This is a genomic window from Pseudomonas jilinensis (genome assembly GCF_003586265.1).
Classification (GTDB): Bacteria; Pseudomonadota; Gammaproteobacteria; order Pseudomonadales; family Pseudomonadaceae; genus Halopseudomonas; species Halopseudomonas phragmitis.
The window spans coordinates 141,761-158,316 of sequence record NZ_QJSA01000011.1 but is presented as its reverse complement, the minus strand read 5'-3'; the positions used below and the strand labels follow the sequence as shown (position 1 = coordinate 158,316).

General features: G+C 61.8%; 14 protein-coding genes. 9 read left to right on the top strand and 5 right to left on the bottom strand.

Annotated features, from left to right (window positions below):
• Positions 1-230: 230 nt before the first annotated feature.
• Entirely contained in the window at positions 231-1,595 is a 1,365-nt protein-coding gene (locus tag C2846_RS13320) for an 8-oxoguanine deaminase (protein ID WP_119701645.1), read from the top strand.
• Positions 1,596-1,626: 31 nt separating this feature from the next.
• Here C2846_RS13320 and amt read toward each other — a convergent pair whose 3' ends face one another.
• The 3 genes from amt to C2846_RS13305 form a co-directional block, all read right to left on the bottom strand.
• Positions 1,627-5,016 carry an ammonium transporter gene (amt, locus tag C2846_RS13315; protein ID WP_119701644.1) on the bottom strand — a complete coding sequence of 1,130 codons (3,390 nt, stop codon included), beginning with the start codon at positions 5,014-5,016 and terminating at the stop codon, positions 1,627-1,629.
• 164 nt (positions 5,017-5,180) lie between these two features.
• On the bottom strand, positions 5,181-6,203 hold the full coding sequence (locus C2846_RS13310; protein ID WP_080048881.1) for an NADP-dependent oxidoreductase: 1,023 nt from the start codon (positions 6,201-6,203) through the stop codon (positions 5,181-5,183).
• 147 nt (positions 6,204-6,350) lie between these two features.
• Positions 6,351-6,893: a gamma carbonic anhydrase family protein gene (locus C2846_RS13305; RefSeq protein ID WP_080048880.1), complete on the bottom strand. Its 543-nt coding sequence runs from the start codon at positions 6,891-6,893 to the stop codon at positions 6,351-6,353.
• 272 nt (positions 6,894-7,165) lie between these two features.
• Here C2846_RS13305 and prlC point away from each other — a divergent pair, with 272 nt between their 5' ends.
• Together prlC and C2846_RS13290 are read left to right on the top strand one after the other, a co-directional pair.
• Positions 7,166-9,211 carry an oligopeptidase A gene (gene prlC / locus C2846_RS13295; RefSeq protein ID WP_119701642.1) on the top strand — a complete coding sequence of 682 codons (2,046 nt, stop codon included), beginning with the start codon at positions 7,166-7,168 and terminating at the stop codon, positions 9,209-9,211.
• Complete coding sequence (locus C2846_RS13290) at positions 9,208-9,474, top strand: YheV family putative zinc ribbon protein (RefSeq protein ID WP_080048878.1); 267 nt, start codon at positions 9,208-9,210, stop codon at positions 9,472-9,474. The genes prlC and C2846_RS13290 overlap by 4 nt, the downstream gene beginning before the upstream one ends.
• A gap of 34 nt (positions 9,475-9,508) precedes the next feature.
• On the opposite strand, the gene C2846_RS13285 is transcribed toward C2846_RS13290, so the two are convergent.
• A complete protein-coding gene (locus tag C2846_RS13285; RefSeq protein WP_080048877.1) occupies positions 9,509-10,129 on the bottom strand; it encodes a hypothetical protein in 621 nt (206 codons plus the stop codon).
• Between the two features lie 418 nt (positions 10,130-10,547).
• On the opposite strand from C2846_RS13285, the gene coxB reads away from it, so the two are divergent.
• The 4 genes from coxB to C2846_RS13265 are packed head-to-tail and all read left to right on the top strand — an operon-like array spanning position 10,548 to position 14,751.
• Positions 10,548-11,672: a cytochrome c oxidase subunit II gene (gene coxB / locus C2846_RS13280; RefSeq protein ID WP_080048876.1), complete on the top strand. Its 1,125-nt coding sequence runs from the start codon at positions 10,548-10,550 to the stop codon at positions 11,670-11,672.
• Between the two features lie 10 nt (positions 11,673-11,682).
• Complete coding sequence (gene ctaD / locus C2846_RS13275; RefSeq protein WP_080048875.1) at positions 11,683-13,266, top strand: cytochrome c oxidase subunit I; 1,584 nt, start codon at positions 11,683-11,685, stop codon at positions 13,264-13,266.
• 13 nt (positions 13,267-13,279) lie between these two features.
• Positions 13,280-13,843, top strand: coding sequence for a cytochrome c oxidase assembly protein (locus C2846_RS13270; RefSeq protein WP_080048874.1), 564 nt, complete (start codon positions 13,280-13,282; stop codon positions 13,841-13,843).
• Positions 13,844-13,875: 32 nt separating this feature from the next.
• Positions 13,876-14,751 (top strand): cytochrome c oxidase subunit 3, encoded by an 876-nt coding sequence (locus tag C2846_RS13265; RefSeq protein WP_080048873.1) that lies wholly within the window; start codon positions 13,876-13,878, stop codon positions 14,749-14,751.
• Positions 14,752-14,934: 183 nt separating this feature from the next.
• Here the strand turns inward: C2846_RS13265 and C2846_RS13260 are convergent, their stop codons facing one another.
• The gene (locus tag C2846_RS13260) at positions 14,935-15,144 is read right to left on the bottom strand and encodes a twin transmembrane helix small protein (RefSeq protein ID WP_080048872.1); all 210 of its coding nucleotides are present in this window, start codon (positions 15,142-15,144) and stop codon (positions 14,935-14,937) included.
• A gap of 64 nt (positions 15,145-15,208) precedes the next feature.
• On the opposite strand from C2846_RS13260, the gene C2846_RS13255 reads away from it, so the two are divergent.
• Complete coding sequence (locus C2846_RS13255) at positions 15,209-15,967, top strand: SURF1 family protein (protein ID WP_080051616.1); 759 nt, start codon at positions 15,209-15,211, stop codon at positions 15,965-15,967.
• Entirely contained in the window at positions 15,951-16,556 is a 606-nt protein-coding gene (locus C2846_RS13250) for a hypothetical protein (protein ID WP_131038219.1), read from the top strand. The genes C2846_RS13255 and C2846_RS13250 overlap by 17 nt, the downstream gene beginning before the upstream one ends.

Sequence of the window (16,556 nt, the reverse complement as noted above, 5' to 3'; positions counted from 1 at the left end):
GAAATACCAGATATTTATCGAATGAAACCGCGCAATGCCTTTTAGCCCAATTAGGCGATACTGGCCTCCGAAGGCACGTATCAGTTTCCGAAAGCATCAGGCGTTCAGCTACCCTCAATGCTGAAGATGACTTGCCTGATGCGCTGCCCAGTTTCCCTAAAAGCGATGTGTCCTGCTACCTTGGGTTCAAGCCAAAGTTAAGCCGTTGGCCGTAACTGACAGGAGCACACATGTCATCGACCCTACTGCTCAAGAATGCCCGCCTGATTGCCACCATGGATGATCAGCGCCGGGAACTGACTGACGCCTCGATTCTGATTCGTGGCAGCCTGATTGAGGCGGTGGGGCCGGCCAATGAGCTGCCAACCAGCGCCGACCGGGTTATCGATCTGAGTGGCCAGGTCGTTCTGCCTGGGCTGATCAATACTCATCACCACATGTTTCAGTCGCTGACCCGGGTACTGCCGGCGGCTCAGGATGCCGAGCTGTTCGACTGGCTCAGCGCGCTGTTTCCGGTCTGGGCCCGGTTGACCCCGGAGATGGCCAGAACCGCCACCCGCACGGCTGTTGCCGAACTGATGCTCAGTGGCTGTACCACGGCGATGGACCAGGCTTATCTGTACGTCAATGGCATTCAGCTGGAGGACAGCATTCAGGCCGCCAGTGAGCTGGGAATTCGCTTTCATGCCGGCCGCGGGGCCATCAGCCTGGGCCAGAGTCGTGGCGGGTTGCCGCCGGATGTGCTGGTCGAGGCCGATGAGCAGGCGATTCTTGATGATATGCAGCGGGTCATCGAGCGTTACAACGACCCAGCCTTTGACGCCATGGTGCGGGTGGTGGTGGCGCCATCCTCACCATTTACCGTAACCCGCGAGCTGATGCTCGAAACTGGTCGGCTGGCGCGGGCTTATGGGGTCGGGATGCACACCCACACCGCCGAGAACTGGAAGGATGTTGAGTTCTGCCAGAGCGTCTATGGCATGACCCCGGCACAGTATGTCGAGGAGGTCGACTGGCTGGGCGAGAATGCCTGGCATGCGCACTGCGTCAAGCTCGACGACCCGGGCATCGCCCTGTTTGCCCGGACCGGCACCGGGGTTGCCCACTGTCCGTGTTCGAACATGCGCCTGGCCTCGGGGCTGGCACCGGTGCGCAAGATGCGTGACGCTGGCGTCAAGGTTGGGCTGGGCGTGGATGGCAGTGCTTCGAATGACAGCAACCATCTGCTCAATGAGGCGCGTCAGGCCATGCTCAGTGCTCGGGTGCGGGATGAAAACCCGGCGGCCATGAGTGCCCGTGAAGCGCTGGAGCTGGCCACCCGGGGTGGTGCCGAGGTGCTGGGCCGGGCGGCGGCGCTGGGGCGGATTCAGGCCGGCTACTGTGCCGACATCATCAGCTTCCGTTGCGATGACATCAGCCTGGCTGGAGCTCAGGTCGATCCGTTGGCAGCGCTGGTGTTCTGCACCCCGCCCCGGGTTTGCCACAGCATCATCAATGGCCGGCAGGTGATTGCCGACGGGCAGTTGCTGAGTGCCGAGCTGGGGCTGTTGGTCGAACAGCACAACCAGCTGGCGACAAAACTGCTCGGGACTTGACGCTAATCGCCCGGTTACTGCTGCGCCCAGCTCAACGCGGCATCATCCGCACCCCACTCAGCTCGCCCAGTGGTTGCGGTGGACCGAGGTGATAGCCCTGGGCGTAGTCGACGCCCAGTTCATGCAGGTGTTCGAGGATGTTCTGGTTTTCGACGAACTCGGCGACCGTGCGCAGTCCCATTTCATGGCCGATGGTGTTGATCGAGGCGACCATGGCCCGGGCAATCGGGTCGCTGGCGATATCGCGGACGAACACCCCGTCGATCTTCAGGTAATCCACAGGCAGGGTCTTGAGGTAGGCGAACGAGGACAGTCCCGAGCCAAAGTCATCCAGGGCGAACTCGCAGCCGATGGCCTTGAGCCGCTGCATGAAGATCAGGGCCCGGCTGAGGTTGGCGATGGCGCTGGTTTCGGTGATCTCGAAACAGATACAGGCAGTTGGTACCCGGTGGCGCTCCAGGGCGCCGAGTACGAAGTCGAGGAAGCTTTCCTCGCTGATCGAGGCCGCCGACAGGTTGATCGAGTAATTGCCCGGTTGTTCGGGATGGCGCCGACAATAGTCGCCGACCCAGGCCAGGAAGTTGCTGATCACCCAGCGGTCGATAGCCACTGCCAGGTCGTAACGTTCGGCTGCGGGCATGAAGGCACCCGGCGGGATGATGCGTCCGTCTTCGCCGAGCATGCGCACCAGGACTTCATAGCTGGGACCGCGACTGGCATGTTGTAGGGCGATGATCGGCTGGACGAACAGGCGTAGTTGATCATTGTCCAGCGCCTGCCGAATCCGGTTGACCCAGAGCATTTCGCCGCGCCGTTCAAGCAGTTGCTGGTCATCGGCCTGATAAATGTGGATGCGGTTACGCCCGGCGTCCTTGGCGGCATAGCAGGCGCTGTCGGCGGCACTGAGCAGGCTGCCCAGCGAGTCGGCCTCGGCATCGAGCTGCACCAGGCCGATGCTGACGCCGATGGCGAAGCTCTTGCCTTCCCAGCTGAAGCGGAAGTCTTCGACCAGCGCACGAATGCTGTCGGCCACCGGCAGCGCTTCTTCCAGCGGGCAGCCGAGCAGCAGCAGGCCGAACTCATCGCCGCCCAGTCTAGCCAGCACATCGCTGGCGCGGATCCGGCTCTGGAACAGTTTGGCCAGTTGCCGCAGCAGTTCGTCACCGGCGGCATGGCCACAGGTGTCATTGACCACCTTGAACTGGTCCAGGTCCATGTAACACAACACCTGTTCGCCGCGCTCTTTGCCGGGTTGGTGCAGGACCATGGCCAGCCGGCGCTCGAACTCGGCGCGATTGGCCAGCCCGGTAAGCTGGTCGTGGGCGGCCTGGTAGGACAGTTCGCGGGCCAGCCGACGGGTCACGGTGACATCGCGGAAGGTCAGCACCGCGCCGATGATCCGGCCTTCGGCGTCGCGGATCGGCGCAACGGCATCCTGTACGGGCACCTCACTGCCGTCGGCCCGGCGCAGCAAGGCTGCGCTGCCTTCGGGGCGTTGTGGCGGGTTACTAAGGCGTCGCAGCAGCGTGGTTACCGGATTGCTCAAGCGCTCACCGCTGAGCTCGTCGTAAAGCCGGTAGACCTCTTCCAGATTCTGGCCGGTGGCGGTGGCCTCGGGCCAGCCGGTCAATTGCTCGGCGACCGGGTTGAGATAGCGGATCCGCCCGTCCGGGCCGGTACTGATCACGCCGTCACCGATTGAGGCCAGGGTCACCTGGGCCAGCATCTTTTCGTGGAACAGTTGCTGCTCGATCCGCCGGCGTTCGGTGATATCGCGGATAGTGCAGGTGAACAGATCGGCCTCCAGCGAACCGCGACTGACAGTCAGTTCGGCGATGAATTGCTCATGTTCCTGGCGGCACAGCAACACCTCCTGCTTCAGTTCATCACCCTGCTCCGGCATGTCCAGACCACGCCAGTCGCGCTCTGCCACCAACTGGTCGAGCGGCCGGCCGATCAGCCGTTCGGCCGGCAAACCGAATAGTCGCTCGGCGCCGGGGTTGCAGCTGGCCAGAATGCCATCGGCGTTGCAGGTGACAATGCCGTCGCGGATATCGCGGACGATCGCCTGGGTCTTGCCCACCGCCTCGCGCAGGGCGCGGATTACCTTGTTGTACTGGCTGGCGATCTGACCGACCTCGGTAAAGGGCTCGACTGGGACCTCGTGGCTGAAGTGGCCGTCACGCTGATGGGTGGCCATGGCCTCGAGCAGCTCCACCAGTTCGGTCCGGGCACCATGTTCGGAGACGTTAAGGCCCACGGCTTCGGCGCTGGCGTCAACCCGCAGCGGTAGCAGCCGGTTGATCAGACGCAACAGCAGCCAGGTCAGGCCGAAGGCCCAGAGCGCGGCGACCAGTACCCCTTCGAGCTGGACACCGAACTGTTGCCAGCGATTCAGCCCGGTACCCAGCCGCTCAAGGTCGGCCAGCAGCGCTACCGCCAGCGTGCCCCAGATGCCACTGGCCAGATGCACTGGAACCGCGCCGACCGCATCGTCGATGCGCCAGCGTTGCAGCAGCCGGTCAGCCAGATACATCACCAGACTACCAATCAGGCCAATCAGTACGGCGGTTGCCGCGCTCACCGCATGGGCGCTGGCGGTGATAGCCACCATGCCGGCGATCAGGCCGTTGAGCGGGTATACCGGATCGATCAGTCGCCAGCGCAGCAAGGACATCAGCATGCCGCCGAAGATTCCGGCCACTGCCGCCAGCACTGTGTTGGCGATGATCCCCGGCACCCGGCCGTCGAAACTCAGGGTGCTGCCGCCGTTGAAGCCAAACCAGCCAAACAGCAACAGCAGGGCGCCGAGCATGGCCATTGGCAGGTTCGAGCCGGGCAGGCTGCGGCCCTGACGGGGTTGGTCGAAGCGGCCCTGGCGTGGACCCAGCACCAGAATCACCGCCAGCGCCACCCAGCCGCCAATACCGTGGACCACGGTGGCTCCGGCGAAGTCGACAAAGCCGCTGGCGGCCAGCCAGCCTTCGCCCTGACTGAACTCGCCAGCCCAGGCCCAGTGGCCGTAAAAGGGATAGATCAGTCCGGCGGCCACCAGCGTTACCAGCAGGTAGCCGCTAAAGCGCATGCGCTCGGCTGCGGCGCCGGAGACGATGGTCGCGGCGGTGGTGCAAAACATGGCCTGGAACAGGAAGAAGGCCGCCTGCCAGGTGTCTTCGAACGACAGCAGGACGAAGCCATCACCAAACCAGCCGCCCTGGCTGGCGCCGAACATCAGGCTGAAGCCGTATATCCAGTAGACCAGGACCGCGACGCTGAGGTCGGCCATGTTCTTGACCGCGACATTGATGGCGTTCTTGCTGCGGGTCAGGCCCGACTCCAGACACAGAAACCCCAACTGCATGTTGAACACCAGGCCGGCGCAAAGCACGACCCAGAGCACATCGATCATGGCGACTGGCATGAGCAATCCTGCGATTATGGCACTTTGATGGCGCTTGCTTCAGTGCAGGCGCTCCAAAAGCGTGCGGTCGAAACCGCTGAAGGCGGGTTTCGACTCAACACAGTGCAGGCAATGCAGGTTCCGTTCCAGAGGCGGCGCCGGCTTGGCCCGGCGCCAGGAGGGGATTAGTCGGCGATATGTACCAACTGCTTGCCGAAGTTCTTGCCCTTGAGCATGCCCTTGAACGCTTCGACCGCGTTGTCCAGACCTTCGGCGATGGTTTCGCTGTACTTCAACTGGCCGCTGGCGACCTGGCCGGCCAGCAGGGCGGTGATTTCCTGATGCTGGTCCTGCCACTCAGTGACCAGGAAGAAGCGGTGCTCGGGCTTGGGGTCGAGCTTGCCGAAGATGTGGAACGGGGTTTCAACCTGGCTCTGGTCGGCGACGTTGTAGGCTGACACGTAGCCGCACACCGGCACCCGGGCGCCGGGGTTGAGCAGCTTGGCCACGGCCTTGGCGACGTCACCGCCGACGTTTTCGAAGTAGACATCGATGCCATTCGGGCAGGCGGCGGCCAGATCGGCCTCGAGGTTGCCGGCCTTGTAGTCGACGCAGGCGTCAAAGCCCAGCTCGTTGACCACATAGTTGCACTTGTCCGGGCCGCCGGCCACGCCCACCACCCGGCAGCCGAGCTGCTTGGCGGTTTGGCCGACCACGGTGCCGACCGGGCCGGAGGCGGCGGAAACCACCACAGTTTCACCGGCCTTGGGTTTGCCGACGTACATCAGCCCACAGTAGCCGGTACGACCGGGCATGCCGGCTACGCCCAGGTAGGTCTGCAGCGGGGCGCCCTGTTCCTTGATCTTGTAGACCATGGCGGCGTCGCCGGGGATGATGCAGTATTCCTGCCAGCCGGAGTAGACGGTGACCAGATCGCCGACCTGATAGTTGTCAGAGTTGGACTCGATCACCCGGCCGATGCTTTCGCCGACGATCACTTCGCCGATACCGATTGGGTCCATATAACCCTTGCTGTCATTCATCCGGGGGCGCATATAGGGGTCGAGTGACAGCCACAGGGTCTTGATCAGGACTTCGCCGTCCTTGAGTTCACGTACTGGGGCTTCGACCAGCGACAGGTCGCCGTCCTGGATTTCGCCCTGTGGGCGGCGGCTGAGGACGACCTTGCGATTGACGTAGGCGGACATCGGCAATTCTCCGAGTAATCTGTTGTTCTGGATGGCCGGGCGCAACACCCGGTATGAGCCCGATGTTAAACCAGCCGGGCTGCGGCACCATGACCATTCACCGGAGTGATTGTTGGTCAGTCATCGGCCCGAAACCGTGACCGTTGGTCAGTGGCTCCAGTCTTCTGCCAGGTGCTGGTCCTTGAGCTTGACGTAGTTGTTGGCCGAATAGCTGAAGAAGCTGCGCTCGCGTTCACTGATCGGCCGCACTTCCCGGGCCGGGCTGCCCATGTAAAGGTAGCCGCTTTTCAGGGTCTTGCCGGCCGGCACCAGGCTGCCGGCCCCTAGTACCACCTCGTCCTCGATCACCGCCCCGTCCATGACGATACTGCCCATGCCGATCAGCACCCGGTTGCCCACCGTGCAGCCATGCAGCAACACCTTGTGGCCGATGGTCACGTCCTCGCCGATGATCAGCGGGTAACCATCGGGGTTGAACGGCCCGGCATGGGTGATGTGCAGTACGCTGCCGTCCTGCACGCTGGTACGAGCGCCGATGCGGATGCGGTGCATGTCGCCACGGATCACGGTAGCCGGCCAGACCGAGCAGTCATCGCCCAGTTCGACATCGCCCAGGACCACTGCCGAGGGATCGATGAACACCCGCTCACCCAGTTTCGGTTGCCAGTCTCGGAATTTGCGCAGCTTCATCGGCCCACCCTTGAATTTCACGGCTATCGCCATCATTGATATCTTCTACTGCATTCAACGATGCGAAGGAACCTCTGAAAAACGTAGGCGAGGTAGGCAAGACAAGGCAAAAACAGCCGACAAAGCGCAGTTTACGCGGTGTAAATGAGCATTTTGAGGCTGTTTTTAACGCAGTATTGCCAACGCAGGTAGTTTTTCAGAGGTTCCCCAAGCCCTTTGCGGTTCTTTAATATAGGGCATTGTAAGCCATCCCTCGATTCAGGATACCCGTCATGTCCAACCCGCTGCTGCAATCCTATGACCTGCCGCCCTTCGCCGCGATTCGCGCCGAGCACGTCAAGCCGGCCGTCGAGCAGATTCTTGCCGACAACCGTGCCGCGCTGGAGGCGTTGCTGAGCAACCCGCCGGCCCAGTGGAGCTGGAGCAATCTGGTTGAGCCGCTGGACGAGATGGGCGAGCGACTGTCGCGAGCCTGGTCTCCGGTTAGTCACCTCAACGCGGTGATGAACAGCCCCGAGCTGCGCGACGCCTATAACGCCTGTCTGCCGCTGTTGAGCCAGTACTACACCGAACTGGGGCAGAACCAGCGGCTTTATGACGCCTACCGGCAACTGGCCGAAGGCCCGGCGTTCGCCACCCTGGATCAGGCTCAGCGGACCATCGTCGAGCATGCGCTGCGCGATTTCCGCCTGTCTGGTATCGCCCTGCCAGCCGAGCAGCAGCAGCGCTATGGCGAGTTGCAGATGCGCCTGTCGGAGCTGCACAGCCGGTTTTCCAACCAATTGATGGACGCCACCCAGGCCTGGACCAAGCAGCTTGATGACGAGGCCGCGCTCGATGGCCTGCCGGAGTCAGCCATCGCCCAAGCCCGAGAGGCGGCCCAGGCTCGCGAGCTGGACGGCTGGCTGATTACCCTGGAGTTCCCCAGCTACTACGCGGTGATGACCTATGCCCATGACCGTGCGTTGCGCCAGGAACTGTACACCGCCTATTGCACCCGGGCCTCGGATCAGGGTCCGAATGCCGGTCAGCATGACAACGGCCCGCTGATCAGCGAAATTCTGCAACTGCGCCAGGAGCTGGCGGCGCTGCTGGGCTTTGCCAACTACGCCGAACTGTCGCTGGCGACCAAGATGGCCGAAACCCCGGATCAGGTGCTGCAGTTCCTGCGCGATCTGGGCCAGCGCAGTCGCCCACACGCCGAGCAGGATCTGAGCGAATTGCGGGCCTTCGCCGCCGAGCGTGGCTGCACTGACCTGCAGGCCTGGGATGTCGGCTATTACGCTGAACAATTGCGCCAGCATCGCTATGCGATTTCTCAGGAGCAGCTGCGCCCCTATTTCCCGGTCGACACCGTGATCAATGGCATGTTCGCCATTGTCCAGCGCCTGTACGGCATTGAGCTGCGGGAAGTTGGCGAGTTTGAACGCTGGCACAAGGATGCCAGGCTGTTCGAGGTGCTGGAGAACGGCCAGCGCATTGGGCGCTTTTTCCTCGACTTGTATGCTCGCAGCAACAAGCGCGGTGGTGCCTGGATGGACGGCTGCCGTGATCGCCGCCGGCTGTCTGCCGGTGAGCTGCAGCAGCCGATCGCCTATCTGGTGTGCAACTTCACTCCGGCCAGCGGCGGTAAGCCGGCCCTGCTGACCCACGACGAGGTCACCACCCTGTTCCACGAGTTTGGCCACGGTCTGCACCACCTGCTGACCCGGGTCGACTATCCGGCTGCTTCCGGCATCAACGGCGTGGCCTGGGATGCGGTCGAGCTGCCCAGCCAGTTCATGGAAAACTGGTGCTGGGAGCCGGAAGGTCTGGCGCTGATCTCCGGCCACTACCAGAGCGGTGAGCGGCTGCCGCAGGATCTGCTCGACAAGATGCTGGCGGCCAAGAACTTCCAGTCCGGTCTGGGCATGCTGCGCCAGGTCGAGTTCTCGCTGTTCGACTTCGAGCTGCATGTCGGTCGCCATCCGGACCAGAGCGCCCAGCAGGTGCTCGACGCGGTGCGGGCCGAGGTGTCGGTATTCCCGCCGCCGGCTTTCAACCGCTTCCAGAACGGCTTCAGCCATATCTTCGCCGGTGGCTACGCGGCCGGATACTACAGCTACAAGTGGGCCGAGGTGCTGTCGGCCGATGCCTTCTCGCGCTTCGAGGAGGAAGGGGTACTCAATCCACAGACTGGCCGGGCTTTCCGCGACAACATTCTGGCTCAGGGCGGCAGCCGTGAGCCGATGGAGCTGTTCGTGGCGTTCCGCGGTCGTGAGCCGTCGATCGACGCATTGCTGCGCCACAGCGGTCTGCTGGCAGGTCAGGCGGCATGAGCGGAGTGAAAAAGCGCTTCATCGCTGGCGCCGTCTGCCCGGCCTGCAGCCAGATGGATACCATCCGCATGTTCGAGGAAGACGGCGTGCCACATCGCGAATGCGTCAATTGTGGCTATGCCGACACCCTGGATGCTCGTGGCAACTCGGTGCCCAAGGAACTAACGACCCGGGTCAACGCGCCTAAGCCGGTCGCGGCCAAGGTTCAACGCGGCCAGACCGTGCAGTTCTTTCCCAATCCCAGACTGAAGAAGGATAGTTGAGCGTCGGGGGGCAGCAAGTGTCCGCTCCCGTGGTTCAAACCATGCTGGGCAGACGAATATCCAACCCCAGTTGCTGAGACATGCACGGCCACTCTTCCCAGAGCGCCTGTCGGCGTTCTGGGTCAGCATCCTTGAGCTCCAGCCGGCTCGGCAATAGCCCGCTGACGGCTTCATCGACGGCGGCATCCAGCTGGTTGGCGAAGGGTTCGCCCAGCAGTTGGTGAACGATCAGGTTGGCCCGGGTGGTGTTCATCGGAATCAGCGGCTCGCCACCCTCGGCCACGTATAGGTCGTTGACTTCCTCAACCAGTCGGTGAGCCAGATAGGCTTCATCCAGCAGCGCCAGCAAGCCCTGGTGCTCCTCCGGCAATTGCGGGGGCTGGAGGAAAAAGGCTTCGGCAACCTTGAGCACCGGGATCAGGGCCGGGCGCAGCCCGGTGGCATCGGCCACGCTCTGGGCCGCTTCGAGAATGTCCGGTACCTGACAGATATAGGCTTCGACAAAACCCTGGAAAGTATCCAGAGCCTGATCCTGGGAGCTTATGGCCGGGTGCAGGGCGGGAATGCGCTGTTCCAGCCAATTGCGCAGGGCGCTGCGCAAGCCGGTCTGCTGCTGAGCCTCGCTGACCCTTTGGCGTAATGCGGCAATATTCATAGGTACTCCAGGGCCGTCAGGCAAGCCGAGCGCCTGATGGCCATCCGATGGTAAATATAGGTGAGCACATGAAGCTAGCAGAGGATCTGAAGGTCGTCAAAGTGACTCAGGGCTGAGCCATAAGAACATTTTGGCATATGGTGCCGAGTGTGCCTGCAACCTCCGTTAACAAATGACGGCAGGCCGGACTCTTGACGCGCTGCAAAAAAACCCTGGCAGCAACATTGCCAAGCCTCCATGCCTGTCTATACTCAAAACGTCTGGTAGCCTTTGGGGGGTTACGGTCGGAAGGGAGATTGGCCGCTTGCACGGCTCCTCCAATACCCGGCCTTCGGGCGTCCTAGCAGTCTCCGTGTCTGTTAATGGCCATTGTTCCCCACGCGCCAGGAGTGATAACAAAAATAAAGGGGAACCGGGAATGTTGCGACCTGCATATGCCTGGCTGGCCGGGCTGTCCTTGTCTGCGCTCAGTGTTTCAGCGAGTGCCGACTGGGGAATGAACATGACGAGGGGGGTGACCGAGGTCAGCCACTCGATCTTCAATCTGCACATGACCATTTTCTGGATCTGTGTGGTCATCGGCATCATCGTCTTCGGGGTGATGTTCTGGTCGATGCTGATGCATCGCAAGTCCCAGGGCGCAGAACCCGCCCAATTCCACGAGCACGTATCGATTGAAGTGCTGTGGACCGTAATACCCCTGCTGATCCTGATCGGCATGGCGATTCCCGCGACCAAGACCCTGATCGAAATCTACGACACTGAAGATGCCGATGTCGACGTGCTGATTACCGGTTACCAATGGCGCTGGCAGTACAGCTATCTGGGTGAAGACGTCACCTTCATGAGCAACCTGACCACCAGCCGCGACGAAATCTACAATCGGGTCGACAAGGGTGAACATTACCTGCTGGAAGTCGATGAGCCACTGGTGCTGCCAATCGGCAAAAAAGTCCGCTTCCTGATCACCGCCGCCGACGTCATCCACGCCTGGTGGGTACCGGCCCTGGCGGTCAAGAAAGATGCCATCCCCGGCTTCATCAACGAGGCCTGGACCCGCATTGACGAGCCCGGCACCTACCGGGGGCAATGCGCCGAGCTCTGCGGTCGTGACCATGGCTTCATGCCCATCGTGGTGGTGGCCAAGACTGAAGAAGATTACGCCGCCTGGCTGGCCGAGAAAAAAGAAGCTGCTGCTCTGGAGGCTGAACTACGCGAGAAAGAGTGGACCCTGGACGAGCTGATGGAACGTGGTCAGCGGGTCTACAACACCGCCTGCGCGGCTTGCCACCAGCCCAATGGTGAAGGTCTGCCGCCGCTGTTCCCGTCACTCAAGGGTACCGACATGGTGCTCAACGACATCCCCGGCCACATCGAGGTCGTGGTCAAGGGTAGCCCCGGCACTGCCATGGCTGCCTTCGGCAACCAGCTCTCGGAAGTCGACATCGCCGCCGTCATCACCTACGAGCGAAACGCGTGGGGCAACAATACCGGCGACGTCGTAACCCCGCTGGATATCCTCGAGTTCAAACAAGGCCAATAGGAGACCTGTCATGAGTGCAGTGATCGATCATCACCACGACGACCATGCGCATGGTCCCGCCAAGGGCCTGATGCGTTGGGTACTGACCACCAACCACAAAGACATCGGTACCATGTACCTGTGGTTCAGCTTCGCCATGTTCCTGCTGGGCGGCTGCATGGCCATGGTCATACGGGCCGAGCTGTTCCAGCCCGGGCTGCAACTGGTGGAGCCGGAGTTCTTCAACCAGATGACCACCATGCACGGTCTGATCATGGTGTTCGGCGCGGTCATGCCGGCCTTTGTCGGGCTGGCCAACTGGATGATCCCGATGATGATCGGGGCCCCGGACATGGCCCTGCCGCGGATGAACAACTTCAGTTTCTGGCTGCTGCCGGCCGCTTTCGGGCTGTTGCTCTCGACCCTGTTCATGGCTGGAGGTGGGCCGAACTTCGGCTGGACTTTCTACGCGCCGCTATCGACCACCTATGCGCCGCCGAGCGTGACCTTCTTCATCTTCGCCATTCATATCGCCGGTATCAGTTCGATCATGGGCGCGATCAATATCATCGCCACCATCCTCAACCTGCGCGCGCCAGGCATGACCCTGATGAAGATGCCGCTGTTCGTCTGGACCTGGCTGATCACCGCCTTCCTGCTGATTGCGGTGATGCCGGTGCTGGCCGGGGTGGTGACCATGATGCTGATGGATATCCACTTCGGCACCAGCTTCTTCAATGCCGCCGGCGGTGGCGATCCGGTGATGTTCCAGCATATCTTCTGGTTCTTCGGGCATCCCGAGGTCTACATCATGATCCTGCCGGCGTTCGGTGCGGTCAGTGCGATCATCCCGGCGTTCAGCCGCAAACCGCTGTTCGGCTACACCTCGATGGTCTATGCCACTGCGGCGATTGCGTTCCTGTCGTTCGTGGTCTGGGCCCACCACATGTTTACCGTTGGCATTCCGCTGACTGGTGAGCTGTTCTTCATGTACGCCACCATGCTGATCGCGGTGCCGACCGGGGTGAAGGTGTTCAACTGGGTGACCACCATGTTTCGGGGGTCGCTGAGCTTCGAGGCGCCGATGCTGTTTTCCGTGGCCTTCGTGATTCTGTTCACCATCGGCGGTTTTTCCGGGCTGATGCTGGCGATTGCTCCGGCTGACTTCCAGTATCACGACACCTACTTCGTGGTTGCCCACTTCCACTATGTGCTGGTGCCCGGGGCGATCTTCGGGATTTTCGCCTCGGCCTACTACTGGCTGCCGAAATGGACCGGCCACATGTATGACGAGGTACTGGCCAAGACCCACTTCTGGATGAGTTTCATCGGCATGAACCTGGCGTTCTTCCCGATGCACTTTGTCGGCCTGGCCGGCATGCCCCGGCGGATTCCGGACTATCACATGATGTTTGCCAACTTCAACATGATCTCCTCGGTGGGGGCGTTCATGTTCGGGGTTACCCAGTTGCTGTTCCTGTTCATCGTCATCAAGTGCATCCGTGGCGGCAAGAAAGCTGCGGCCAAGCCCTGGGACGGTGCCGACGGGCTGGAGTGGACGGTGCCGTCACCGGCGCCCTATCACACCTTCAGCACCCCGCCGGAAGTCAAATAACGCGGAGGTTGTCATGAACGAAGAAGGCCTGAGTACCAAACGTCTGGTCGGTCGCCTGTTGCTGCTGGTGGTCGGCATGTTCGGCTTCGGTTTCCTGCTGGTGCCCATCTACGATGTGATGTGCGAGGCCTTCGGCATCAATGGCAAGACCAGCAGCAGCGCCTTTCAGGGCAGTGTGCAGGGCGTGGACGAGGAGCGTAATGTGCGGGTCCAGTTCATTTCCAGCAACGCCGAGGGCATGATCTGGTCGTTCGGCCCGGAGGCCGCCGAGATCGTGCTGCACCCGGGCGAGGCCCACACCATGAACTTCATCGCCCACAACCCGACCGACCGGCCGATGGTGGCCCAGGCGATACCCAGCGTGTCACCGTCCAAGGCCGCCGCCTATTTCCACAAGACCGAGTGTTTCTGCTTTACCCAGCAGGTATTGCAGCCGGGAGAGCGGGTGGAAATGCCGGTACGCTTTATTGTTGACCCAGGGCTGCCCGGTGATGTCCGGCGTCTGACCCTGGCCTATACCCTGTTTGATGTGACCGAGCGCATGGCCGCCAGCCTCGATCTGGCCGGCCTGCACTGATTGATTTGACTGCCTTACAAGGAGAACAACAGATGGCGAGTCACCAAACCTACTACGTACCGGCACAGAGCAAATGGCCGATTGTCGGCTCCGTCGGTCTGCTGGTCACCGTGATCGGGGCCGGCACCATGATGAACAGCTCCGGCCAGTCCGGGCACCTGATCTTCTTTACCGGGGCGCTGATCATCGCCTACATGATGTTCGGCTGGTTCAGTCATGTGATCGATGAAAGCCGCCAGGGCCTCTACAGCCCGCAGATGGATCGCTCATTTCGCCTGGGCATGGGCTGGTTCATCTTTTCCGAGGTGATGTTCTTTGCCGCCTTCTTCGGTGCGCTGTTCTATGTTCGCACCCTGGCCGGGCCCTGGCTGGGTGGTGCCGGCGACAAGGTGATGACCGGCGAGCTGCTGTGGCCCAATTTCGAGTTCGCCTGGCCGCTGATGGAAAACCCCGATCCAGGTCGGTTCCAAGGGCCAAGCGAGATCATCAGCCCGTGGCAGCTGCCGCTGCTCAATACCATCATCCTGATCAGCTCCAGTGTCACCGTGACCTTCGCTCACCACGCCCTGCGGGCCAACAAGCGTAAGGCCCTGCAGAACTGGCTGTTGCTGACCGTGGTATTAGGGGTGGTGTTCCTCGGTTTCCAGATCGCCGAATACGTGCACGCCTATCGCGACCTGGGGCTGACCCTGAACTCCGGGATTTACGGTGCGACCTTCTTCATGCTCACCGGTTTTCACGGCGCCCACGTGACCATGGGCGCGCTGATCCTGACGATCATCCTGATCCGGGTCTACAAGGGCCACTTCACCCCGGAGCAGCACTTTGGCTTCGAGGCCGCGGCCTGGTACTGGCACTTTGTGGATGTGGTCTGGGTCGGGCTGTTTATTTTTGTCTACATCTTTTGAAAGCCCCTAGGGAAACACTGATTAATTGCACACAAGTTCAGTAGCCCGGTTGGCGCTGATCTGTTCTGGACTGTCGATGCCCTGGACGGGCATCGTCAAGCCCCCAGGGATGGGTTCACGGCGTGTCCAGAATAGATCAGCGACAATTGGGCCAACACCGAAACTGATTTAATCAGTGTTTCCCTAGAGCCAGGGGGCATGCCAGGCCAACTGTCCTGACCAAAACCCCCAGGCAATCAGCAGCACCACCGCGACCGTCAGCGCAATGCGTACGCTGAGCGCGCTGACCAGCCGGCCGGTATTGGTGGTGTCTCTAACCAGAAAGAACAGGCCGCTGAACAGGCTGGCCACGATGGCCGCCAGCAATACCAGGATGGTCAGTTTCAAGAGCATGAGTGAAGGTCCATGGCGGTGAAGAGTCATTTAAGTATAGACCCAGGTGGAGCCGGCGATGGTCATGAGCGTTAGCGAAGAACAGCCCCGGCAGCGCCCCCGCTTTGCGCCGGGCTGGCCACTCTGGCTGTTCACCCTGACCTTTCTGCCGATCCTGATCAGCCTCGGTCTGTGGCAACTCGACCGGGCCGAACAGAAACGGCAGCTTGAAGCGGCCATGAATGCTCAGCGCTTCAGCCCGCCGGTCAGCCTCACCAGTCAGGACGCCAGCCGCTTGCAAGCCTGGCAGCCGCTGTTGCTGCAGGGCCGGTTCGATGCCCGTTATATCTGGTTGCTGGACAACCGCACCCGTGATGGCCGGGCCGGTGTGGAAGTACTGCAAGCCTTCCATGATCAGCCCAGCAACCTCTGGCTGGTGGTCAACCGTGGCTGGCTGGCCTGGCCTGACCGGCGCCAGTTGCCGGTCATCACTACGCCGACAGAAACTCTCAACTTGTATGCCGAAACCCTCCCGGCTGCCGCCGAGGGTTTCAGCCTGGCAGATGATTCGGCCAGTGCCGGCTGGCCGCGGCTGATTACCCAGCTTGATCCGGAGCAGTTTGCCGCCAGCAGCCAACTTCACTTGCAGCCCTGGCTGGCCCGTCTGACCGACGGCAGCCCGGCGGCTTTCCAACTCGACTGGCCAGGTCTGCCGATGACCGCCAGCAAACACACCGGCTACGCCGTGCAATGGTTCGCCCTGGCCACGGCTTTGCTGGGTTTGTTCATTTGGGCCGGTTTGCGGCCCGAACCCCGGGGGAAACACCATGATGAGTGCGACTGACAACAGCTATAACAACCAGGTCCCACAACGCCGTGGCCAGCTTAAATTGCTGGCGATCATCGCCGTGGTGGTCGGGCCCATGCTGGCCGCCTGGGTCATGGTCAAGCTGGATATCGGCATACCCGACAGCCAGACCAACAGAACGCCGCTGGTGGAGCCGGCCATGAGCCTGGGCGACTGGGGTATCGGGTTGGAGCCGGTCGGTTATGGTGCTCCCTGGCGCCTGCTGGTCACGGTCAATGGCGACTGCGACAGCGCCTGCCTGGAACTGGTGCATACCGCCCGGCAGATCCATGTCGCACTGGGTCGCGAGTCCGGCCGGGCTCAGCATGTGCTGGCGCTGAGCGGGGAGCTTGAGCCGGCGGTGGCAGCCCGGCTGGATGAATTCCCGCGTCTGGCCCACACCCGGCTGGATGCCACGGCCTATCAAGACAGTCTGCATCAACAGCCTGAACACTGGCGCCAGGGCGCGCAATTGTGGCTGGTTGACCCACTCGGCACAGTGGTTCTGCATCACGAGCAGGGCGAGCCGGCCAAGCGGCTGCTGGACGACCTTAAGTACCTGATGAAAGTTTCCAAGGTGGGCTGA